Source organism: Microcoleus sp. CAWBG27, assembly GCF_020883145.1.
Lineage (GTDB): Bacteria > Cyanobacteriota > Cyanobacteriia > Cyanobacteriales > Microcoleaceae > Microcoleus.
This window is the reverse complement of record NZ_JAHREU010000040.1, coordinates 1-22208: the sequence shown is the minus strand read 5'-3', so window position 1 is coordinate 22208 and position 22208 is coordinate 1. Positions and strand designations below refer to the sequence as shown.

At 44.7% G+C, this 22208-nt stretch carries 20 protein-coding genes and 1 pseudogene; 6 read left to right on the top strand and 15 right to left on the bottom strand.

What is annotated here, in order from left to right; translation table 11 throughout:
- Nucleotides 1–213: 213 nt before the first annotated feature.
- The 4 genes from QZ938_RS20735 to QZ938_RS20720 form a co-directional block, all read right to left on the bottom strand.
- Nucleotides 214–2055: a trypsin-like peptidase domain-containing protein gene (locus tag QZ938_RS20735; RefSeq protein ID WP_293365633.1), complete on the bottom strand. Its 1842-nt coding sequence runs from the start codon at nt 2053–2055 to the stop codon at nt 214–216.
- Nucleotides 2056–2061: 6 nt separating this feature from the next.
- Complete coding sequence (locus tag QZ938_RS20730; RefSeq protein WP_293355499.1) at nt 2062–2847, bottom strand: serine protease; 786 nt, start codon at nt 2845–2847, stop codon at nt 2062–2064.
- A gap of 31 nt (nt 2848–2878) precedes the next feature.
- The gene (locus QZ938_RS20725; protein WP_293147341.1) at nt 2879–3442 is read right to left on the bottom strand and encodes a COP23 domain-containing protein; all 564 of its coding nucleotides are present in this window, start codon (nt 3440–3442) and stop codon (nt 2879–2881) included.
- A 547-nt stretch (nt 3443–3989) separates the two neighbouring features.
- Nucleotides 3990–5276 carry a Glu/Leu/Phe/Val dehydrogenase gene (locus QZ938_RS20720; protein ID WP_293147343.1) on the bottom strand — a complete coding sequence of 429 codons (1287 nt, stop codon included), beginning with the start codon at nt 5274–5276 and terminating at the stop codon, nt 3990–3992.
- Between the two features lie 980 nt (nt 5277–6256).
- Between QZ938_RS20720 and QZ938_RS20715 the strand changes: the two genes are divergently transcribed.
- Nucleotides 6257–6868 (top strand): DUF4126 domain-containing protein, encoded by a 612-nt coding sequence (locus QZ938_RS20715; protein WP_293355538.1) that lies wholly within the window; start codon nt 6257–6259, stop codon nt 6866–6868.
- Between the two features lie 345 nt (nt 6869–7213).
- On the opposite strand, the gene hemH is transcribed toward QZ938_RS20715, so the two are convergent.
- Nucleotides 7214–8377: a ferrochelatase gene (gene hemH / locus QZ938_RS20710; protein ID WP_293355502.1), complete on the bottom strand. Its 1164-nt coding sequence runs from the start codon at nt 8375–8377 to the stop codon at nt 7214–7216.
- 100 nt (nt 8378–8477) lie between these two features.
- On the opposite strand from hemH, the gene QZ938_RS20705 reads away from it, so the two are divergent.
- Entirely contained in the window at nt 8478–9119 is a 642-nt protein-coding gene (locus QZ938_RS20705; RefSeq protein ID WP_293355505.1) for a class I SAM-dependent methyltransferase, read from the top strand.
- 104 nt (nt 9120–9223) lie between these two features.
- On the opposite strand, the gene QZ938_RS20700 is transcribed toward QZ938_RS20705, so the two are convergent.
- The 5 genes from QZ938_RS20700 to QZ938_RS20680 all read right to left on the bottom strand — a co-directional run bounded on the left by QZ938_RS20700 (nt 9224) and on the right by QZ938_RS20680 (nt 14853).
- The gene (locus QZ938_RS20700) at nt 9224–10495 is read right to left on the bottom strand and encodes a hypothetical protein (RefSeq protein WP_293363355.1); all 1272 of its coding nucleotides are present in this window, start codon (nt 10493–10495) and stop codon (nt 9224–9226) included.
- Nucleotides 10496–10762: 267 nt separating this feature from the next.
- Nucleotides 10763–11464, bottom strand: a complete 702-nt coding sequence (locus QZ938_RS20695) for a GDYXXLXY domain-containing protein (RefSeq protein WP_293355511.1) — start codon at nt 11462–11464, stop codon at nt 10763–10765.
- A gap of 116 nt (nt 11465–11580) precedes the next feature.
- On the bottom strand, nt 11581–12981 hold the full coding sequence (locus QZ938_RS20690; RefSeq protein WP_293355514.1) for a DUF2157 domain-containing protein: 1401 nt from the start codon (nt 12979–12981) through the stop codon (nt 11581–11583).
- 197 nt (nt 12982–13178) lie between these two features.
- Nucleotides 13179–13883 (bottom strand): DUF547 domain-containing protein, encoded by a 705-nt coding sequence (locus tag QZ938_RS20685; protein ID WP_293355517.1) that lies wholly within the window; start codon nt 13881–13883, stop codon nt 13179–13181.
- Nucleotides 13884–14463: 580 nt separating this feature from the next.
- Nucleotides 14464–14853 carry a pentapeptide repeat-containing protein gene (locus QZ938_RS20680; RefSeq protein WP_293147360.1) on the bottom strand — a complete coding sequence of 130 codons (390 nt, stop codon included), beginning with the start codon at nt 14851–14853 and terminating at the stop codon, nt 14464–14466.
- A gap of 129 nt (nt 14854–14982) precedes the next feature.
- Here QZ938_RS20680 and QZ938_RS20675 point away from each other — a divergent pair, with 129 nt between their 5' ends.
- Entirely contained in the window at nt 14983–16461 is a 1479-nt protein-coding gene (locus tag QZ938_RS20675; protein WP_293355520.1) for a bifunctional orotidine-5'-phosphate decarboxylase/orotate phosphoribosyltransferase, read from the top strand.
- Nucleotides 16462–16493: 32 nt separating this feature from the next.
- Here the strand turns inward: QZ938_RS20675 and QZ938_RS20670 are convergent.
- Nucleotides 16494–16613: pseudogene (locus QZ938_RS20670) on the bottom strand (IS110 family transposase); the annotation flags it as partial.
- A gap of 92 nt (nt 16614–16705) precedes the next feature.
- Here QZ938_RS20670 and QZ938_RS20665 point away from each other — a divergent pair.
- Complete coding sequence (locus QZ938_RS20665) at nt 16706–16897, top strand: hypothetical protein (protein WP_293355523.1); 192 nt, start codon at nt 16706–16708, stop codon at nt 16895–16897.
- Nucleotides 16898–17076: 179 nt separating this feature from the next.
- On the opposite strand, the gene QZ938_RS20660 is transcribed toward QZ938_RS20665, so the two are convergent.
- The 3 genes from QZ938_RS20660 to QZ938_RS20650 form a co-directional block, all read right to left on the bottom strand.
- On the bottom strand, nt 17077–17637 hold the full coding sequence (locus QZ938_RS20660) for a hypothetical protein (RefSeq protein WP_293355526.1): 561 nt from the start codon (nt 17635–17637) through the stop codon (nt 17077–17079).
- A gap of 115 nt (nt 17638–17752) precedes the next feature.
- Nucleotides 17753–18208: a transposase gene (locus QZ938_RS20655; protein ID WP_293355529.1), complete on the bottom strand. Its 456-nt coding sequence runs from the start codon at nt 18206–18208 to the stop codon at nt 17753–17755.
- Nucleotides 18193–18462: a hypothetical protein gene (locus QZ938_RS20650; RefSeq protein WP_293355532.1), complete on the bottom strand. Its 270-nt coding sequence runs from the start codon at nt 18460–18462 to the stop codon at nt 18193–18195. Before QZ938_RS20650 ends, QZ938_RS20655 begins: the two co-directional genes overlap by 16 nt.
- Nucleotides 18463–19135: 673 nt before the next feature.
- On the opposite strand from QZ938_RS20650, the gene QZ938_RS20645 reads away from it, so the two are divergent.
- Both QZ938_RS20645 and QZ938_RS20640 read left to right on the top strand, forming a co-directional pair.
- Nucleotides 19136–21085, top strand: a complete 1950-nt coding sequence (locus QZ938_RS20645) for an iron uptake porin (RefSeq protein WP_293355535.1) — start codon at nt 19136–19138, stop codon at nt 21083–21085.
- A gap of 550 nt (nt 21086–21635) precedes the next feature.
- Nucleotides 21636–21965 (top strand): hypothetical protein, encoded by a 330-nt coding sequence (locus QZ938_RS20640; protein ID WP_293156904.1) that lies wholly within the window; start codon nt 21636–21638, stop codon nt 21963–21965.
- On the opposite strand, the gene QZ938_RS20635 is transcribed toward QZ938_RS20640, so the two are convergent.
- Nucleotides 21940–22208, bottom strand: a 269-nt coding sequence (locus tag QZ938_RS20635) for a hypothetical protein (protein ID WP_293365635.1), incomplete at its 5' end; no start/stop codon positions are given. The two genes, QZ938_RS20640 and QZ938_RS20635, sit on opposite strands and share 26 nt — an antisense overlap.

Below are 22208 nucleotides of genomic sequence, written 5' to 3'. Positions count from 1 at the left end.
ATTTTTTCATAGGAGAAAGGACTGAAGTCCTCACTACGAACCTGGAAAGGACTGAAGTCCTCACTACGAACCTGGAAAGGACTGAAGTCCTTACTACGAACTTGGAAAGGACTGAAGTCCTTACTACGAACTTGGAAAGGACTGAAGTCCTTACTACGAACTTGGAAAGGACTGAAGTCCTCACTACGAACCTGGAAAGGAGTGAAGTCCTCACTACGAACCGGCTTGATTTTGCCACTTTTTCCCGAAATCTGTCAGCGTTTCCTTGGGAATTTGCTGCTGCAACCATTCCAAAGCCCGATTTTGGTGCGGGTGAAGGCCGGCGCGATCGTACACTTTGCAAACATCGACCAAATTAATCGGCCTGTTACCGAGTCTTGCTATCAATTGAGTGCGCCACTCTTCAGCAAATTTCTGCATTGTTGGCGCGGGAATCCTGCCCTGCAACCACTCTAAAGCTCTCTCTTGGTGAGGACTTTGACCGCTGAGGTCGTAAGTATTGCAAACATTGACTAAACTCAAAAACCCGATCGGCCCTGCGGCTCTAGTTTGAGGTGGATTTACTCTGGCTGCGGGAGTAGGTGCTGGCCTTGTCGCAGGTGCTGGCCTTGTCGCAGGTGCAGGCCTTGTCGCAGGTGCAGGCTGGGTTACTACGTTTTGCTGCGGCAGACTGCTGGCAGTCTTGCGTTGAGTACCCACACCGCAAACTAAATTATTTCTGCCGTAAGTCGGATCGGAGGGGCGAACATTGATTGGTGTGGTGGCTTCGCAGACAATGGAGACAGTTGCCGGATTCTTTAAATTGGCGTTTTCTTCCAAGAAAATTGCTCCGACATAAGCTTTCATATCCGCAGACTTGGGTATTGCGTAGTGAAAGGCGCCTCTGGTAGTGGTGCGAATTGCAAAGTTGTAATCCTGTGGCAATAAAATACTAAAGGTTTTGGCGATCGACCCCACAGAATTGAGAAAATCGTGGTTGCGAACCACATAGGTTTGCTGGCCGCGCACCATCGCACTAATTGCCGACTCCGCAGGTGATAGCGCTTCCCTAGCTGCGATGCGTTCCGGTTCTGGTGCTGGTGCTTCCGCCTGTGGTGCAGGGGCTGGTGCTGGTGCGGGGGCTGGTGCTGGTGCGGGGGCTGGTACTGGCGCTGGTGCTGGTGCTGGTGCGGGGGCTGGTACTGGCGCTGGTGCTGGTGCGGGGGCTGGTACGGGGGCTGGTACGGGTGCTGGTGCGGGGGCTGGTACGGGTGGATTCTGGGCTGAGGTCGATCGGGCGTCGCCCCTTATTTGGTTCCGCCTCGCCAGAAATATCTCAAAAGGAACGCCGTAATTCTCTGCAGCCTGTTGAAGCCGCACGTCAGCTTTACCGTGAGTTGCTACCACACGGCCGTTGCTGTCGAGAACCGGGCCGCCACTCATACCGGGGAGAGATGCGCCGTCGTAGGATAGTTCGTAACCTTCACGAGAACCGGGTGCTCTACCGTTGACGTTGACAGGGTAAAAGCGGTAGCCGCGTTTGGTATCAAATTGTCCGGGACTGGGATAGCCTGCTACATAAACTGTTGACCCAGGCTGCAAATTTGCAGAGGTCGCAGTTTGAGCGACTCCATAGTTATTTTTGCTTTGGAACTGCAACACTGCTAAATCTGTTCCCGGCACGTTTATGGCTTCGTAGATTTTGTAACGCATACCGTCGCCAGTTTGAATAAAGCATTCACCAGTAGTTGCTACGACGTGATTGGCAGTAAGGACTGTATAATTTTCACCTTGACGCTCAATGATCGAGCCCGATCCCTGACAGTCGCCAGCGATCATTACCGTAAATTTTTTAGCAATTTCCCCGATTTCGGTTCGTTCTAGTGCTGGTGCTGGCAGAATTTGCACTGAGACGACGATCGCCACCGCCCCTACCAATGTTGTTGGAATTCTGCTATAAAATTTTGTCATAGTCCAATTATTTAGTTTAGTTTCAGGAATATTAGGGCGGGTTTGTATATATTTTCGATCGCTCAAATCGCCACCAAGCCAAAGCACGAAATATCCCGCACTCAATCGCGCCTATTTTTTCACAGAATTGGTTGTCATTTCCAGCCCTGAAGGTGCTAGCTGCTTAAAAGTGTCGATCGGAATTCCCCAACTGTACTTACTCATCTGCTCTCGCAGCGCTGCATTCGGTTCAGTGCCATCTTTATACTGGTATGGGTCTCCCCACAGCGGGTAAGCGTGGACGCCGTTAACCCCCACCACCTCGCCGCGAACATTCAGCAGCGGCCCGCCGCTCATCCCTTTTTCAATCTCATTGGTGTAACCAATTTGATAGCCACCTTCCAAAGCTTTATCTAACACTCGCCAAACTTTGCCAGTTTTGAACACAAATCCTCGGTCTTTTTGACCTTCTTCTGTCAAAGGAAACCCACCTGCAAATACTGCATCCTGAACTTTTGGTACGGAACCCGGCTTAGCAGTGGTATATTCAACGCTGCTAGTAAAGCGCAACAACGCCAAATCATTGCCTTTAAAATTAGCGTCTTTGACAAAGATTGCAGGGTAAATTTTATTATCTGGGGTTTGGATTTGGTAGGGAGCCTTGCCGGCTTTGAGGACGTGTTCGTTTGTCAGTACGGTGTACTGCGAACCCTGCTTGCGAATGGCGATTCCCGTTCCGGCAACTTGTCCAGACGATCGCACCCTAACAGCGATCGACTCAGCGTGTTGCTGCAATTGCTGTTGCGACATTTCGACTGGCATCTGTTTTAAGAAATTTTTGGCACGCGGAAGTTGTGCAGGCAAAATCATTGAGATGCCACTGATACAAGTTGCCAAGATTAGTGAACGCCAATCCATGTTTGTTTAGCTCGCAGTTTCTTTGCTACTTTTACCACAAACGCTCGTTGTCTGGTAGTTCGTTTTCAAACCATTGATTGAGATTGACGTTAGCAAACCCATTTTCGTATGTTACCAGTTGCTTTTCCCCACTCAGGTAAAGCGGCTGCTTGGAGGCGCGGTTGCGGGTGTTAAGCATTTCTTCGAGAATCTGGTTGGCATTGTTGGGCCGGGGTACTGTCAGCACTATTGCTTCAGCACTCGAACAGTTCCCGCTACCTCTGACTCTATCGACGCACAATACTTGTTGACCATTGAAAGTCCCCGCTCTCATGAATCTGAGTTGACCGTTATCGTTAAACCGTTGAAATCTAGCCGATACGTCTTCGCAGCGCCGTTTGGGAGTCCAACCTGAACCGGAAAAAGCTTCATTGTTCCAAACTATCAGCGGTACGGGGCCTTTAGCGGCCGTGCGGACGATTGTTGCTGGTTTGCCTTCGCTAATCCCGCAGAAAAATTGATTTCTGGTTTGAGCTTGGCTCGGCTGCGAAAAAACACCCGATGTACCTAGAACGATCGCTGCCGCGGCGAGTTTGCCAAATAAAGGTTGTCTCATTAGAGTAGCCTATATAGTTTTAATGATTGGAATTTTTTTTACGTTCTCTCCCGTTAAACTCGATCGAGTTCACAGGAGACCCCTTGCCGCACATAGTTTTTAAATTTTGCGACCATTAACATTTTACTTTACATTATCAAGTAATATTAGTCAATCTGCGTCCACCAAATTTTTGATAATTAGCTGCTACCTGTTCTGAGCCTCGCCGCAGCCCGCCCCACGATCGTATTCAATCTTTTTTTGTGGAACAGGCTTCTAGCCTGTTTTTGTGGAACAAGCTTCTAATATCATGTCCGGTCAATTACCATAACAATGAAAGTTTGTAGTGCGGACTTCAGTCCGTATTATGCGGACTGAAGTCCGCACTACGAACCCATTTTATTGTGGTCAATCAACCGGACATGAGATAACCTATTTTTGTGCAACAGGCTTCTAGCCTGTTTGTGTGGAACAGGCTTCTAGCCTTTTTTTGTGAAACAGGCTTCTAGCCTTTTTTTGTGGAACAAGCTTCTAGCCTGTTCGTTCGATCGCACTTCCCAGCATTCCGTCAACCGTTTAGGTAATAATCGCGCGTTCCCTTCGCATTCATAGCTTCTCCGAGTCGCTGCAAACCGTACACGTAAGCAGCAGTTCTCATACAAACCGACAATTCCTGAGATTTTGTCCAAATTGCCTCAGTTTCCTCGACCATTTTGTGCTGCAAGCGCTGGTTGACTTCCTCCAGCGTCCAATAAAGCCCGCTGCGATTTTGCACCCACTCAAAATAACTCACCGTCACGCCCCCGGCATTGACTAAAATATCCGGGAACACCTGAATTCCCCGCGCTTCCAAAATCAAATCAGCAGCAGAATCAATCGGCCCGTTCGCTACTTCAAAAATAAACTTAGCCTTGACATCATTGACATTTTGTGCAGTAATTTGATTCTCCAAAGCTGCTGGAACCAGCACGTCTACATCTAAGGCTAAAAGCTGCTCGTTTGTCAAGATTTCGTGTTCGACAATATTGCAAACAGAACCTTCGCAGTAAATAGCTTTGATACCTTTGTTAGCTTCTTTGAAACGGCGGATGCTGGGAATATCCAGCCCTTGTTTCGCGTAAATTCCCCCTTGGGAATCGCTGACAGCCACAACTTTGTAACCTGCTTTCCAGAGCAATTCTGCTAATTCAGCTCCGGCATTACCAAAACCTTGGACGGCTACCGTTGTCTCCCACGGAGTTCGGTTAAATTTGGGTAGGAGATTTTGAATTACAAAAAAAGCGCCGGTGGCGGTAGCGGTATCTCTGCCCAAACTGCCACCAATTGTTACTGGTTTACCTGTCACAACCGCCGGACTTAACTGCCGCTTAATAATATTGTACTGATCCATCATCCAACCCATAATCATGGGATTGGTGTAGACATCCGGTGCGGGAATATCGACATCTGGGCCGATAAAATCTGCGATCGCATCTACGTAACCCCGACTCAATCTTTCCAATTCGAGTTTGGATAATTCTTTGGGGTTGACTGTGATTCCGCCCTTTGCTCCTCCAAAAGGTATGTTGAGCACTGCACATTTAAAAGTCATCCAAAATGCCAGTGATTGCACTTCATCGAGGGATACTTTGGGGTGGTAGCGCACTCCTCCTTTCGACGGGCCTCTGGTATCGTCGTAGCGCACTCGATAACCTTGGAAAATTCGCAGCTCACCGTTGTCCATCCGCACGGGAATTGATACGATTAAACTGGATTTGGGATATTTGAGCCGCTCGCTAGTATCCTCGGAAAGGGATACATATTTTAAGGCTCGTTCTAGTCGGCGGCTGGCATCGGCAAATAATGATTCAGACATAAGAATAGTTGACAGTTGATAGTTGACAGTTGACAGTTAGTAGGGGCGGTGCCCCCGTGCCCGCCCGCGATCTGTTGACAGTTGACAGAAGGAAGAAGCTAGAAGTAAGAGGAAAGACGGGAAAAGGAACGATGAAGAAGGAAGAATGAAGAAGGAAGAAGAAAGACGGAAGACAGGAGAAGGAAGAGGGAAGATAGGAGAATAATTTGCCGGAAAGCTCTGGGTTAGGTGGTATTTTAAATTTAATTATTGTGGCTTAACTGCTGGTTTTTCGATACTTTCTAATTTAATCACAATCCCGGTTTGATTCTGGATAACTGCCTTCTACCTTCTACAATAACTGCGTAAGTGGCTTCTGTCTGATTGTCGATCGACTTTGGGGGCAGTCCCAAGCACCTATTCAGCAGATAGAGTTAAAATAGAGGGTGATGTTTAAGCTCGAGCAGCAATTTGAGTTCGATCGCTCAAATCACCGCCAGCCACCAGGGGAATTATATTCTGAAATCTTCGACGCTTTCGCAAACGCTATAAACTAAATTATTGTCAGGAACCCAACTCTAAAGAGATTGGGCTTGCAAGAGCAATCAAGTAAGCCATTCTGACCAGCCTAAGTCTTCACTGACTACGTTATTTGGGTCACGACACCCTGTAGATGCGACGCCAGTCTCCTGCTCTGTCGCTAGTAGTTAAACAGTTTTAAGGTCACTGAAACAGTGCTGCTAGCCCAACAAGCCCTTATAACATTGGCAAGGCGAACATTACCCCGTAAGGGAGGCTCCACAAGAGCAAACATTATGCGTACAGGGTTGCAAGGTTTGAAACGGTAACTGTCCCGTTGAAAGTGCATTACAAAAGTACACCAAACCAAGCAATCCCAAGGCGGTAATGGCAAGAAAGATTCAAGGCGGTTGAAACCGCCCGGGTTGTTTCCCTCTCAGGTCTAAAGGCTCTGAGTTTCTCACTTACCAAATAGTTTTATGATGGTTGGACTCCTAGCCGCGCTCTCTGCGTCTGCGGCGGGGGGTATGAGAATTGCCCTGCCGCTTCTGTTGATTGGTTTGTTGCGGATTGACAAACTTTGGTCGGAAATACCTCTATTGTCTCGCGTTCACCCCCAAGTGGTGATATCTATCTTGGTGAGTTGGTCGCTGTTGGAGGTATTTGCTTCTAAAACCTTTGTCGGACAGCGGGTGCTGCAAGTTGTGCAAATTATTTTTAGTCCTATTGTAGGAGCAATTATGGGAATTGCGATCGCTCAGGTAAGTGCGATCGACGAAATCATTTTTCACCCTGGGATGCTGTGGATTATTGGTATTGTCGGAGGTTTGCTGGCTTTAGTGCTGCAACTGGTACAAGCAGGATGGCTTTACCGACTACAGATTTTACCGATTTGGGTGATTTTCCTGCAAGATGTTCTGTGTATTTCCTTGGTTTTGTTTGCCTTTGACGCCCCGAAAGAGGGTGCGTTAATTGCTATGCTGCTGCTGTGGTTGGCTATTCGCAGTTCTAAGGAGTGGTATTGCTGGTACAGAAGTCAGGGAGTACCGGGGGATGGGGGAAATCCCCGCCGCCACAAGCGCAATCCAGATTAATTTTTAGGCACGTAGTTGCGCTTGGGCGCTCTTTCTTCTATATATAAGAAAGAGCGCTCAAACGCAATTACGTACCTTTTGTTTGATCTGAATGTTGCGTCCAGGAATGAATTTATTCTCCAATACACAAACCTTTCCGGAGCGCTGAAGCGCAACTACGTACCAAGAGCGCCCAAGCGCAACTACGTACCTTTGATTTAATGGATTTAATCTCCATGCAAAAACCGCCCTCTTGCAGTTTTTAGATGCGCGGGGCGGGTTTTATGTTGAGATTCTTTGTCTGCTGTTGGTTCAGATTGCAGGCTTAATCTGCACCTAAAAATAGATCGCACAACCGATTATTATTTAAAGCAAGCCGATCGAGTGTAGCGGGCCGTGACCCGTAATTAACTCGATCACTAATGCTATAAAACCAATCATTGCTACACGACCGTTCCAGACTTCCGCCCCCGTCGTTAAACCCCACTCCCACTGCTCTTGAGGGTACATTTTAACTTTCTTGGAAGGGCGTATCACATCCGAGAATTTAACGCTCGGAGATTCTATCGACTCGATGACTAAATCTGCCAAGGCTTCAATAAATACCGGATGAGTATTCAATGCAGGGACTCGATAGAAATTTTCAATCCCCGACTCTTCTGCTAATTCTCGATACTCCATGTCAATTTCTTGCAGAGTTTCGATGTGTTCGGAAACAAAACTAATTGGAACTACCAACAAATCTTGAACTCCACTTTCTGCCAATTCGGTAATCGCTTCTTCGGTGTAAGGCTTCAGCCATTCCACCGGGCCAACCCGACTTTGGTAAGCTAGTGTATGTTCGTTCGATCGATTCAAATGCTCCATAATCAGACGAGTACAATCTTGAATCTCCCGCTGATAGGGGTCTCCAGCCTCTTCTACGTAGCTGAGGGGGACGCCGTGGGCGCTGAAAAAGATGTGAACTCGATCGGGATTTGGACTGTTATCTAATTCTTGGGCGATCAATTCCGACATTGCCTGAAGGTAGCCTGGTCGGTGATACCAAGAAGGAATTGCGGTATATTCTATCTGGTTGAGTTCTGGATCTTGGTTCCACATTTCTTCTAGCTGGCGGAAGCTAGAACCGCTGGTGCTGATCGAAAATTGAGGATACAATGGCAAGATTGCCAATTGTTCGATGCGATCGCGCTTTATTTTGCCGATCGCCTCTTCAGTAAAAGGATGCCAGTAACGCATCCCCACGTATACTCTGGCATCTTGTCCCTTAGACTGCAAAAGTTCTTGCAGCGCCAAGGCTTGTTCTTCGGTAATCCGCCGCAAAGGAGAGCCGCCCCCGATTTGGCGGTAGTTTTCCTGGGATTTTTTAAAACGTAGAGTCGAAATCAACCAGGCGAGCGGTTTCTGCATCCACGGAAACGGAATGCGAATGATTTCCGGGTCTGCGAACAAGTTGAACAGGAAAGGACGGACATCCTCGATTTGATCGGGCCCGCCCAAGTTTAATAGTAATACTCCTACACGGCCCATAGCGGTTACAGCTCTCCCATCGTCTCAGTTCTGTTACTTATTTTTATCATATAACTTAATAATATCTTAAGTCGATAGCAAGATATACATAATTTTGAATATGGCAACAATTTTGAGAGATTTAAGTTATAGGTATCAGTGGCTGTACGATGCGATCGCGCGTCTGGCTGCTTTAAGCGTAGGTGGCGAAACTCGTTTTAGGCAGCTAGCCTTGGAAAATTTAGCCCTGGGCGCGGAAACTAAAATTTTAGACGTTTGTTGCGGTAGCGGTCAAACTACGCAATTTCTCGTGCAATATTCCCAGGATGTCACAGGACTTGACGCTTCGCCATTATCGCTGCAACGGGCAAGGAAAAATGTGCCCTCAGCAAATTATGTAGAAGCTTTTGCCGAATCGATGCCTTTTGGCGACAATCATTTTGATTTAGTACACAGCAGCGTTGCGATGCACGAAATGCAGCCGTTACAGTTGAGGCAAATCTTTCAAGAAGTATACCGCGTGCTCAAGCCCGGTGGTGTATTCACTTTGGTAGATTTTCATCGGCCCGCAAATTTGCTATTTTGGCCGGGGTTGGCTGTCTTTTTGTGGTTGTTTGAGACTGAAACTGCTTGGCAGTTGATTGAAACTGACTTGCAGAGTTTGTTGGCCCAAGTGGGATTTCAACTCTACAATTCCGAAGGAAGCGAACAACCTAAACTTTATGCTGGTGGCAGTATTCAAGTTATCCAAGTTCAAAAATAGGTACGTTGTTGCGCTTAAGCGCTCTTTCTTTATATACATGAAAGAGCGCTGAAGCGCAACTACGTACCTGGATTTAATGTGACATTTGGGTTTATGAGTAACAACTAAACAAACTTTTTCGCTTCAGTCAAAGCTGCTTCAAACTTAAGCAATACATCCTTTTCGGTGTGAATAACTTTCTCCTGTTCTAGTAGCGGGCGACCAAACCGAAAAATACCATCTTGTTCTACGTGGTCTACAGCAGGAAGCGTTTCGGGATGCGGTAAAAATTTGCGACCGATTGTGTACGGCGTGTGGTAAGAAAAACTAAAATCGGGAAACTTATCGCTCTTAATTTCTAGGTAATAAAGCGAATAATAATCCTTTGTTTCACAGTACACGCATTCCCGGCACTTATTTACCAGTTTCCGGTTTTGATAGAAAAAATCCCACTTATCCCAATAGTAGTCATCTTTCATCATGTCCTGGTGGTCGTCGCACAGTTCGAGATATAATTTGTCAGCACCGGGAGGACGGTAAAAGTAAAGCATAGCGTAGGGCATTTCAATCAGTAATTTGACTGCTTGATTTTTGCGCTCGTACCATTCTTGCTGGTGAATTTCATAAATTTCGTAGACTTCGTTAGATTTAATTGCTTTAAAGCTGTTAAGCTGATTTTCTTTTGCCCACCGCGACGCCCAAACTGTCCAATAAGCTAACTGGAAAGTTGCTGAAATTTCCGCCGAACCTTGTTCTTTCCAGTCGGAAATAATTTTTTCCCACGCTGCACTAAAAGCTCCTCGCGATTGTTCGTTTTGTTCGGAGTTTTCTGTATTGATTGGCTCGGCTGTTGGGCGATGATTTTTAATCAACCCTTTTGGTTCTTTGCGCCAGTTATCAATGTCTGTTGGCGTGAGACTTAAGATGAATCTTCTGTCGTGAACGGGATATTCTAAATGAATTCCAGATTTGCGGAAAGAGCGGTATTCTAGGATCGGGAGTCTGCCTTGTTCGATCCATTGCTGGCGTTCTGCTGCTGAACACTTGAGCATTGCTTCTAATTCTACCGGATCGACGGCTAATTCACTTTTGAAGGTCTCCCAAAATCTTTCTTGTTCGGCTGCATTTGCTTCCAGCACTGATACAATTGTGCTGACGATGCGATCTGTTTGGTCTTGAGAATTGTCGGGAAGTCCTAAGAAGTCGAGGAGTTGGGCTTTGAGTATTCGTCTGGCAGAAATTAGCTCGGCTAACATGAGAAGCTCCAGTAGAGTCTGAACTTGCAACCTTGAATTCGCAAGATTTGTGCAAGTCTTATCTATCTTAATGGATTCTATTGGGTTGTCGGCAATTGAATTGACATCCGATCGCCAATTGTAACGGATATTGTCTGGCACAGGTCGATTTTACGGGATTTGGGCTTGAAAGTCGTGAAGCGTAGCTATCGGAATCTTAATCGCCCGCCACTGGGTCAACTCTAAGCAAAAACACTCATATCAAATCCGGCTGTACCGAAATGATTAAACCACAGAGGGCGCAGAGGACACAGAGGGAGAGAATAGAGATGAATCATTCCAATGAAGCACCGGATTTGATATCAAAGCCTGGTTGTAAGGTCGATTCACGCTCGGGATAGCTACGCCGCGTGCTTGTGACAAAACCGGCTAAAATCGATAATTGCGATCGCGCACCCACAAACTCACAGGCACAGCATGGCCTGTTTTGTCAACCTTGACTTCTACGACAAAAGACTGCCGCTGCTTGCGTTGAGCTTCGCTAATCTCGTCATTGACTTTTTCCCTTTCATTCTCGGGCATATAATAAGTTTCCAAGCCGTATTCCATCTGGGAACCGTTATATTTACCTTGAATGGCGATTTGATTGGCGGGTAAATTTGGGGGATTGTTCAGACTGACGCGCGTGGGCTTCCAAGGTTGGGGGCGGGCGGAATTTGTCGCGGCTGTTGGCGCTTCTAAGATTACATAAAAACTGATATTTGGGTTGACACGGTATATTTGTTTTTCGCAGACAACTCCGCGCGGACAAGGTATTTTCTCTAGTTTTCCTGGTAACTCTTTCCAGCCGGGGAGCTTTTCGAGATTTGCGCGATCGGAAATATCATAACTCAAAACTTGGTAATATCCGCGCAAAAAGTCGTAGGGGTCTACCGGTGCAGTTTGCAAGACAACAGTTTTGCCAGTAACAAAAGTGTAAACTGCTGGAGCCGGTACTGCGGCAATCAGTCCAATTTGTAGAATCAATGGAATCCACAGCCGCCACTCGGGAAGCCGTTTTGCAGCGGGGGGAAGGGTGAAGGATGGTGGCTGAATTAAAGTGTTGGTTGTTTCTGAGTTTTCGGTATTCATATTAGTATTTGGGAATTTGTGATTAATTGGTATGTAGTTGGGCTTTAGCCCTCTTTGTCTAAAATTCTCAAGAGGGCTAAAGCCCAACAACATACCTAGAAACAACTATCTGACTCCTAATCATCGATTTTAGCGAAGTGTTTCTCGAACCACAAGCCTGCTGCAATTACACCAATGCCACACAATACAAATACAAAAGATTTGAGCAACAATTCTGTGTTGTATTCAAAGACTCGACTGATAATTTGCAAAGTTATGAAAACCATTCCTCCCCAAAAACTCTGACGGTTTCCTAAAGCTAAACCTTCTCGGATTAAGCCGACTGCGAGCAGAAATGATAAAACATTAAACAGAAAAGTTGCTAATTGAGGAATCGGAGTAAAAGTGAGGTGAAAAAACGGTATGAAAGCGCTGGCGAGAATGAAAATGCCGATCGCACCTGTAGTCAAATTCACTGTTTTTCGCGGGCGGCGGCCCATCTCCAAACGTCCCAAATGCAGCCACTCAAACACTGCTAAACCGCCCAAAACAGCGACATTTGCCAACAAAACCCAATCAGGCCCGGTTTGCCTGGGTGTCGGCGAATATTGCCAAAACCAGTGGAAAGACAGAAAGTAAAACAGGCCGGCGAAATACAGCAGTGCTAAACTGCGGGCGGTAGGTTGAAACAGCCTGCTGTGTACGTGAGGCCATATCGCATCGTCGTATCCCCACAGCAAGGCGGGCGCTAAACCACAAAATATTGCTGCACCCCAGCCACCATCTACTGCTTGGGCAATAGAAACTTGTAATGAGAAAATTATGGCGATCGCACCTATAGTAAAAATAACACGCGATCGACACCAATAAGCTAACGGCACAAACATCAAACTTCCAGCGATTGGCATTTGTCGCACCAAAACTTCCAGCCAAGAAAACTCAACTTTAGAAGACCAATCTAACACCGCCAGCCAATAGCCGAAACCGATTAAAAGTGCGGACAAAACACCCAACGAAGTCAAGCGCAAACTGTAAGCCATTCCTAACACTCCGATTCCCCAAACGAGATAAAGTCCGTAGGAAGAACCGCCCACGTGGAACATTTGCGCCATCAGCGCCATATTTGCTCCTAAAATCAGAGCACCTAAGAGTAACAATCCTTCACCGAGAAGCTTGTTTCGCCCTTTTGTTGCGGGTAAAATACTTTGATTTAAGTTTTTGTTTTGGGATGGGGGAATGCGCCACAAATAGAAACCTGCGACATTGACTGCAACGAAAACGCTTAGCAGCAGTGCCACTCTCACTTCGCGCGACCAAACTTGCCAGTTGGCTGCTACAAATGTTATAACTCCTATACCTAGAAGTATGCTGCCCAAACCGATGAGAATGCTCAGAAATTGGTTGCGGGAAGTGGTTTCGATGATGTGGAATTGATATCGTTCCGAAAGTTGTTGGTAGAAGGATTTGTCGATGAATCCTTCTGCTTCCCAGAGTTTGGCTTCTGCACGCAACTCGCGCCGAAATTTATCTGAAATCATTTTCAATATTCCAGAGTGTTTTAACTGTGATTCTTATAATAATGTCACTTGTCGGTCGATTGTCGGTGGATGTTGGGACACCTGCTGAAGTTGCACAGGAGTGTTTGAAGACAGTAAACTGGAATTGCCTAAATTGTTGATTGATAGAGTAACCGCAGATGTGAGGTCGATAAAAATTGACATTTTTAAGAGTGGTTCTAAACTTGATTTAAATTCCAATCATAGGGTAAAAAAACGATCGCCCATTCATCGCTTACACCCACCTCCGGCCCCAAATAACCGCCCACATACGCAGCTACCGAACCCGCCGTCTTGACAAAATCCTCGCCGTACCACTCAAAAATCTTGCTCAAATAAAGCGTCTTTTTCCCAGCATCGTACCGCACTTTATCGGGATTCTTGATAAAACTCTTCGCATCCGTCTCTAGTTGAGTTCGCACCGACTCGGGAAAGTAAGCGCCGCGGCGCAACAACGGACATCCGACGGAAGCGCAAACTAAGGCAAAGTGGATGCGCGGTTCGGCAAATTCTGGGCGCAAAATAGCGTGTTCGATTTGATTGAGGCTGTACTTTTTGCCGCCAATTATCGAGTTGGAACGGGTGAAGAAATCCAGAAAACCCAGCCAGTTGGGGATTCCTAAAATTTTGGGACGGATGGACGCGATCGGGTATACTTCGATTACTTGGGAAATTGCGATCGCATTGTACGCATTCAGCCACAGCGCCAACCGCGCATCCGCATCCGTCATAGCAGCTAAATCTACACCTGCCAAAGTTCCCAGCCAATTGCTCAAAACCTCCGCCCCTTCAGCTTTCCAGCGTCGGTAATTGACGCGGCCGAAATCGTCAACGTAGCATTTTAGCAACTCGTCCCAAATCGAAAAGTCGATCGAATTTATCATTAAGTAGAAGGAAGAAGGAAGAAGGAAGAAGGGAGAAGGGAGAAGTAAGAAGTAAGAAGGAGGGAAAAGAGATACACAGCCAGCTTTTTAGCTATCCGTATTTCACGTTTAATTAGATCGATTTACCACCAAGAATTGGTTGAAAGCCGGAACCCTTTGAGGGAGAAATTAAACTCAAACTATTCATTACTCCAATCCTCTTCGTTTTAGGTAGAAGTCACTTTCCAACTGTCAACTGTCAACTGTCAACTGTCAACTGTCAAATTACTGTCCGCATTCTAAAGCCGACATTGCTTTAGGTTCGGGTTTTATTTATTGTACACTTATTTTCTTTTAACTCTTGTGCGGTAGCCTTCGACGCTGCCGAAAAGTTAAATTCAAGTGTATAAGCTGTTAGTCATTTAAATTTATTGCTTGAACCCCTTAAAGTATGGGGTCTGAGCTACAAATAGCGCAGTTTGAATGTCGAACAGCTTAGCCTTTCTCAAATAAGTGAGGTATGCCCTATGCCCTATGCCCTATGCCCTATGCCCATGCCCTATTAGCAGCTCATATTACACCAGAAAGGCTATACAACAGCTTATTTAACCCTACCGTCAACCCAAGTAGCCCCTTTAAGCTTAGCATTTTCCAAATTCGCCCCCGTCAAATCGGCTCCGGTTAAATTGGCCTCAGTCAAATCAGCACCTGCTAAATTAGCTTGCCGCAAAGATGCCCCGCTGAGTGAAGCCCCGCTCAAATTTGCCCCAGCTAAATTCGCTTCTCTGAGATTTGCACCTCTCAAATCTGCCCCTTGCAAATCGGCATTTGCTAAACTGGCTTGCTGGAGGGGAATGCTTCTCAAATCGCATCCCGGACATTGGTTAGTTTGCCGCAACTGGTTCATTTGCTGGGGGTTCGCTGCAATCACCGCTGTAGCCAACCCGAATATCAGTCCAAATGAAATCGCTCCTAAAGTTACAGATTTCATAGTGTTTACCTTCTACAATTATAAAAGATTCTTAATTTAAACTTCAACGGGGAGCGGCTTATTCCGGCACAACACCAATCCCACTTTCAAATGCAAATTTGTAATTTTTCGTTACCAAACAAAGCAACTATGAGCGATCGCACAAATTTTTTTGATAAACTGTTAGCGGCTGTTGAAATCAATCAAAGTCTGCTTTATTTAGCCCTCGACCCCAACCCGGAAACCTTGCCAGCACTGGTTTCGATGACTGTCGAGGAAACTCAAAGTTTTGTAACTGATTTGTTGAAAAGGCTCAAAAGTGCGATCGACCAAACAGCCGATTTAATCTGCGCCTGCAAAATCACCCTCGGTTTTTATCAATCTCTCGGCATTCCCGGCTGGCAACTGCTGCAACAAATATTAACAATTATTCCAGAGCACCTGCCAGTAATTTTAGATGCCAAACACAGCGATTTAAACACCAGCGCGGTGTTTGCCAAAACCGTATTTCAAGACTGGCAATTTGACGCTATTACCTTAAGTCCCTACGCGGGAATCGATGAAGTAGCGCCTTTTTTATTATATCCCGGAAAAACAGTCTTTGTCCTCTGTGCCACGGGCAACCCGTCGGCCGCCGAATTGCAAGAATATCCGACAGCAGAAAACCCTTTCTACTTGCAATTAGTCCGAGTATCTCAGACTTGGGGAACTCCCGAACAACTGGGTTTAGCTGTAGGAGTAATGCCGGATATCTTGGCGCGAATTCGCCAAGCTGCTCCCGAACGGCTGATTTTAGTGGAAGGAGACATCACCGGAGAAAATCACTTGACAGAAGAAAACGACCTCGCGCAACTGCTGGCGGCCGGTTTAAGCAAGAATGGTGAGGGTTTATTGCTGCCAGTCCCCCCAAGTTTGTTTGCCGGGAAAGAGCCACGCCGAGAAATTGAGAAATTACGGGATAATATTAACAAAGAGAGGCTGCGCGCGATCGAAGGAAGTCCGACTTGCGAATTGTGGCTACCGGATGTTTGCTTTTTGCAACCAGAACCCAACCGCGATTTAATCTTGCAACTTTATGACATTGGCTGCGTAGTTTTTGGCGACCACGTACAAGCATCGGGCGCTGTATTTCCATATTATATAGATCTGCGTAAGATCATCTCAATTCCGCAAATTTTCCACCAAATAGTTAGCGCCTACGCAGACATTCTCAAAGACTTAAAATTCGATCGCATTGCGGGCATTCCCTACGGTTCTTTACCTACAGCAACGGGTTTAGCATTGCGGATGGAACGCCCGATGATTTTCCCGCGCAAGGAAGTGAAAACCTACGGTGCGGGTAAGTTAATTGAGGGGCATTTTCAGCCTGGAGAAACGATTGTCGTAGTCGATGATATTTTGATTAGCGGTAAAAGCGTGATGGAAGGTGCGGGGAAGTTAAAATCTGTGGGGTTGAATGTGGAAGATATTGTGGTTTTGATCGACCACGAACAGGGAGTGAAAGATAAATTGCAGGCTAACGGTTATCGCGCACATTCTGTGCTAGCACTTTCGGAGATAGCTGAGATTTTGTATCAAGCAAATCGCATTGATACCGAGCAATTTAATATGTTGACAGCGGAAGGTTGAATCCCAATTCCTGTAGATACTGTCTTGAGCTGTCAAGGGGTAGCAAGTAAATAATTGGGGTCGAAAGGCTTTTGGGACTTTAAAATACCAAAAGCCAAATGCACCAATTTCCGCATCAAAGCACCAATCACCTGCATTTTGACCTTGCCACGACCCAATAAGGGAACACCACAGAATGATTGATCCTATAATGACCAAAAGATAATTTCAGTGTGCAGCCTATCTTATGTCTCTAAAATCTATAATGAAACTGACCGAATACGCCAAATCTCTTTACATCGAAACAGCTAAAAAACTTAAGGGGACAGACAGACGACAATTCATGGCATCGGTAGTCAAAGATTTAGGAATAGGTGGACAAACGTTAGTAGAACAGGAGTTAGGATGGAACAGACGCACCATTCGTAAAGGGATGAAAGAGTTGAAAAGTGGTTAGCCAATTGTCGATGGTTTCAATCGCAGTGGACGAAAGCGGATTGAAACAAAATTACCCAACTTATTGAAACAATACTTCGGACAGTTTTTAAGCCGCGAGAGTACCATAGGATAGGACTGATGGAAGGTTAGGGTGATTTAAAATTAAATTCCGGTCTAAATCAATACTTCGGACAGTTTTTAGGCAGCGAGAGTACCATAGGATAGGACTGACGGAAGGTTAGGGTGATTTAAAATGAAATTCCGGTCTAAATCTAACTTATCAATAAAGGTGTAAAGTATATGCCTATTGAATTCACGGCGTTTATAAGAGGTCATGGAAAACACGAATGTCTCGGGCGATGAATGACTATTATAAGCTTCATATTTGGCTAAATTCAGAGCAATTAGACTGGCATTAAAATGAAAATCAAGACATTGACCACTACGAGATTGACCAGAGGATAAGCCTGTAAATTGTTTGGCATCACGAAAAATAAACTCAATCTGAAAACGAGCCTGATAATACTCAAGTATTTGTTCACCTGTTAGCTCGATATCAGTGCTGAATAATAAAATATTTTTGATTTTACCATTGGGTTGAACTTCTGAAAGACAAGCTAAACGTATTTTACATTTTAAAGAAACACTCCATACTACTAATGAATAAAGCTTATAGCGTTTCTCAGAAAGATGAGGTATGCCGAGGTATGCTGCAACCCTTATAGTATCAAGCTTTTCTTGGCAAAATGGACACCTCACTTTTTAGAGAAAGGCTATAACTCCTGGCTTAGTTCTCTTGATAAAGGTTAAATCTTTTAAATTGTTACAATCTACTTTTCCATCATATTTGCGAGGAGCACATATTTTATTTTTTTCACCTGTATAGAGGTATTTTAAGGTTAGCATCTGACCGTAATTTACTAATCAAATTCAAATTTGAATCTCGTACAGCATCCCAGAATTTAGCGCGACAATAATAACCGTCTGCCACCAAATAACGTATAGATTTTGGCGATAAAAAACGAGTTTCTTTTAAATGTTGAGCATACTCGTCAACTCTTGTTATCTCAGGCGTTGAGCTTTGAGCAGTTTTCTTTTTAGTAGTTTTTTTTGACTTTTTTTTCGTTTGAGCCGTCAGGGGATTTTTGGGTAGTTCTGTGGGAGGACGCCTGGGTATTTGTTGTACGCTCACACTATAAGACAAATGAGTTTCGACTTCGACTACAGAAATTACAGAAATTTCTAATCCCTCTTCTGGTCTGCCAGCTACACCATTATAAAAACTAGCTTTACCTTCAGTTTTTTGCCACTCTTTTAAATAAATGAACAATCGATTACAGCAATAATGGTTTGCTCAGAATTCAAGGCTTTATTGATAAAGTATTTATTAAATTCTGCGAAGTCAAAATCTTTCAAAAAATAACGGCGATAAGTTTTTTCATTCAATGAACTGTAACGGCTCAGATTGGTAAAGTTCACCTTGCCATAAACAAGTAATATAGTGGAAAACAAAATCACCATAAACTTTTTTTGGGATTGACTAATTCCTGACATTTGTTGTAAAATAGATTCTAGAATATTCATCAGGCATTTTTTTAAGTTCGTGTGTTTTTTGAGCTTAACGTAAAAAGTGCCTTTTTTTTGCATTTTCGGTGAAAATCCCAGGGACTTTTTGTCTCTGCTCGGGGAGCGTCCCTGTTCCAAAACTGTCCGAAGTATTGTTTGACGCTTTTATTGATTTTAACTATTTTACACTTATTCCAATACCCCGGACTGTTTTTTGAGCAGCGACCCAAAGCCTCATTCTATCGTTAATATTTCACAGATACTGGAACCCAGAACCCGCATTCTACCGTTGGTCATTGAAAACTGTCCGGACTATTGTTATTCGGATATTTACAAAACCGGGATGCTCCCCTTGACTACAGTTACATTATTTTTTAAACTGGTATCAGTTATCACATTGACAGCACAATGATGCCTATCTCGTAATTTCGCATCAAATCAATCAGATTAATGCCAATGCGATCGAATTAGGACTGCTAAACCACCCAAATATGACGAGATGGTGCGTTAGTTTTGGCGACAAGTAGCAGGTGTTTAATGTTGGCTACATTAACTACACTTCCGCAGAAATTTTCAGGTTTCTCCGGCGCAGTTCACTACTAATATCTTTGATTTCATAGCGTCATTTTTAATCAGGTCGTCTCGTTTTCACATATCTTCAATCAACAAGCACAAAGTATAACAACTGAAAATGCAAAATCTCAATCAAAAAGACGATCGCCCAAACCGACAAATTCTCACAGGCTTAATCCTCGGATGGGGATTGCAAGGACTATTTAGCCTTCCAGTATTAGCACAACCAAGTTTACCCGAATCTCCCGCTGCGATTGAAAACCAGGCTCAACGCGCCCCTACGGAAATTACGGAAATTGCATTTGAGGCACCGGAGACAATCTTACCGGAAAATCAGCAATTTGTCGATCGGTCTATCCCACCATCCACACCCAGTTTACCCCTGTCTTCCCCAACTCTTGCAACTTTTGCTGAACCAGCCCCTACCGAAATTGCAGTTGACTCACTCCAGAAAAGATTAGTCGAAAATCCTCAATCAGCTAATCAAAATCTCCCAGCAGATGCCAGTTTACTGGAATCTCCAACAACTATTGAAAACCAGAATGAACCAATCTCAGAGGAAAGCACAGAACAAGTTACATCTGTCTCTCAACTGGGCGATGTAAAACCTACTGATTGGGCATTTCAAGCACTGCAATCCTTAGTAGAGAGATACGGTTGTATAGCTGGATATCCCGACAGTACCTTTCGTGGCAACCGTGCTTTAACTCGCTATGAATTTGCAGCCGGAGTCAATGCTTGTTTAGATAAAATTAGAGAATTAATTGACACAGGCAATGAAAACAGAGTCAAGCAAGAAGACTTGGTAAAAATTCAAAAACTGCAAGAAGAATTTGCCCCCGATATCGCCGTACTGCGAGGGCGCACCGACTTATTAGAAGCGCGAATAACAGAAGTAGAAGCCAATCAATTTTCGCCTACAGTCAAGCTATCAGGATTGACTATTATGGGGATACAAGGTCGCAGTCCCAACCGTGCAGATCGCGCTCCTAGAGATGGCAAAAGAGATACGAAAGACCCCGGTACAAATATCAACACTATCGCTTTAAGTCAGTTATATTTAACGGCTCAATTCACTCCCCGCAGTAACTTATTCATCGGTCTTTTAAATCAGAGAGGAAAGACTTCACCCCAATTAACCGAAGACGTAAACCTTGCTTACGATTTTGGCGAAAATTCTGCCCTTACCCTCAGCGATCTTAACTATCGCTTTCTGGTAGGCGATAAATTAGCAGTAATTGGAGGGACAGCAGGAGTGAACATGATTAGCGGTTTCCGAGGGCCGAATCGAGCAGAAAGCGCCGCTTCTGGCCCGATTTCAACCTTCGCTCAAAGAAACCCTATTTTGAACATCGGTCTCGGTCAAGGCGGTGCGGGGATTGACTGGCAATTTACCAAAAGAGCGAGTTTACAAGCTGTTTATTCTACTACAGTTCCCGGATTTTTTGTCAGTTCTAACGGGCCTAGCGGACACAATACACTGGGATTACAATTAACTCTCACTCCCGCCGATCCACTAGATATTACTGTTTATTATGTCAACGACTATTCGCCTAACGGCAATTTGCTTAGTCTGGCGGGAGACAGTCAGTTAACTGCTGTTAATTCCAGTACCAACAAATCAGCCTCCATCCAAACGAATGCTGTGGGAGCAACTGTAAATTGGCGGGTTTCTTCGCGTATTTCCTTGGGAGGTTGGGCTGGTTATACTAATTCTCGGATTCCTGGTAAATCTGGGAGTGTGGCAACTACAAATTATATGGTGTTTGTGAATTTTCCCGATTTATTTGGTGCCGGAAATTTGGGGGGAATTTATATCGGGCAACCTCCTAAAATTGTTAGCAGTAATTTACCGATAGGAAACAATATTCCCGATTTTTTAGATACGGGTTTAGGGCGCAAAGGTGGCCAACCGGGAACAACTACTCATGTAGAGATGTTCTACCGCTGGCAGGTGAGCGAGAATATTAGCGTTACTCCTGGAGTAATGGTGATTTTCCAACCAGATCACACTCGCAATAGCGATCCGATTACGGTGGGTGTCTTGAGAACTTCGTTCTCTTTTTGATTTTGTCAGGACTTACGCACGGGTGGTCAGAAACCGGCTTTTTTCCGAGAATACTTCATGAGAACCTTGGAACATGGCAAAAAACTCGGTTTCTTTGGTATCTATGCGTAAGTCCTGTTTGTTTGTAGTGGGACTTCAGTCCTGATAAAAGTGAGAGGATCTTAGTCATCACTATAAACTTATAACGGTTATTTTAAAATAATTAATATTAGTTATCAGTCAGATCGCGCCAGGACTTAAACTTTTTTGCGGGATTCCTGAATTATTGCAACAAATACAAGTTTTCAACCTCAATCAGTTTTGACTTTCTGAGGCGGATTAAAACGCCGAGGAAGATGTCTTAATCTTTTTTCTAAGTACAAACACATGAGCTTTACTAAAACTTCACATTTTTAGGACTAATGTTGTCATTATATGTTTATTGTCTCAATAAAAATACGGAATTACTTGTAAAAAAAAGATCCGCACAAACACTCTAGGAATTATTTTTAAATTCAATTAACATCTTAACATATCTTCGATAGTTACTGAAGTTAGGATTTAGAAAAACATGATTAAATCAAATGGCTATTTTTGGACTCTGGGCTTGGCTGCAATTTCGGCTCTCACAGCTTGTCCTTGTCAAGCACAAACGGCTGTTGAATCAAATATAAATTTAACGGTAGAGAAGAATATAACAACCACTAACCAGCAGAATGGTGCTAACACTTCTACCGCCGCTCCCTCAAAAACTATTAGCACTTCTAAATCTTTTGTGGTTTCAGAGACTAATACCGTACCCGTTCAACCTAGTGCGACGGCGGCGGCTCCGGAAAATCGAACTGTACGCAGCAATCCCTTGGGATGTCGATTTTTTAATACTCCTTCAATGCGACAATAAGTACCACAGATATCGGAAAAAGAGAAGATAGTTGCCAAAGAGAGGGCGATGCTTTCTGAGAATTGCTCTCTATTTGCTTAATTAACTTCATTTTAAACTCAACTTTCTGGGGGAAAGTCAGGGGAGCATCCCGGTTTTGAAAAAGCCTCAAATAGCCAAGAGATCGTTCAGGTAAGCACAACGAAGTTTTAGCATTTGATTGACATTTTTTTTCAACCATTGAGCTCCGGAGATTTTCAACCT

Coding starts and splice junctions, on each gene's coding strand:
- QZ938_RS20730 (WP_293355499.1), bottom strand. CDS start 2,847: ATGGATTGGCGTTCACTAATCTTGGCAACTTGTATCAGTGGCATCTCA.
- QZ938_RS20725 (WP_293147341.1), bottom strand. CDS start 3,442: ATGAGACAACCTTTATTTGGCAAACTCGCCGCGGCAGCGATCGTTCTA.
- QZ938_RS20720 (WP_293147343.1), bottom strand. CDS start 5,276: ATGTCTGAATCATTATTTGCCGATGCCAGCCGCCGACTAGAACGAGCC.
- QZ938_RS20715 (WP_293355538.1), top strand. CDS start 6,257: ATGGTTGGACTCCTAGCCGCGCTCTCTGCGTCTGCGGCGGGGGGTATG.
- hemH (WP_293355502.1), bottom strand. CDS start 8,377: ATGGGCCGTGTAGGAGTATTACTATTAAACTTGGGCGGGCCCGATCAA.
- QZ938_RS20705 (WP_293355505.1), top strand. CDS start 8,478: ATGGCAACAATTTTGAGAGATTTAAGTTATAGGTATCAGTGGCTGTAC.
- QZ938_RS20695 (WP_293355511.1), bottom strand. CDS start 11,464: ATGAATACCGAAAACTCAGAAACAACCAACACTTTAATTCAGCCACCA.
- QZ938_RS20690 (WP_293355514.1), bottom strand. CDS start 12,981: ATGATTTCAGATAAATTTCGGCGCGAGTTGCGTGCAGAAGCCAAACTC.
- QZ938_RS20685 (WP_293355517.1), bottom strand. CDS start 13,883: ATGATAAATTCGATCGACTTTTCGATTTGGGACGAGTTGCTAAAATGC.
- QZ938_RS20680 (WP_293147360.1), bottom strand. CDS start 14,853: ATGAAATCTGTAACTTTAGGAGCGATTTCATTTGGACTGATATTCGGG.
- QZ938_RS20675 (WP_293355520.1), top strand. CDS start 14,983: ATGAGCGATCGCACAAATTTTTTTGATAAACTGTTAGCGGCTGTTGAA.
- QZ938_RS20665 (WP_293355523.1), top strand. CDS start 16,706: ATGAAACTGACCGAATACGCCAAATCTCTTTACATCGAAACAGCTAAA.
- QZ938_RS20650 (WP_293355532.1), bottom strand. CDS start 18,462: ATGAATATTCTAGAATCTATTTTACAACAAATGTCAGGAATTAGTCAA.
- QZ938_RS20645 (WP_293355535.1), top strand. CDS start 19,136: ATGCAAAATCTCAATCAAAAAGACGATCGCCCAAACCGACAAATTCTC.
- QZ938_RS20640 (WP_293156904.1), top strand. CDS start 21,636: ATGATTAAATCAAATGGCTATTTTTGGACTCTGGGCTTGGCTGCAATT.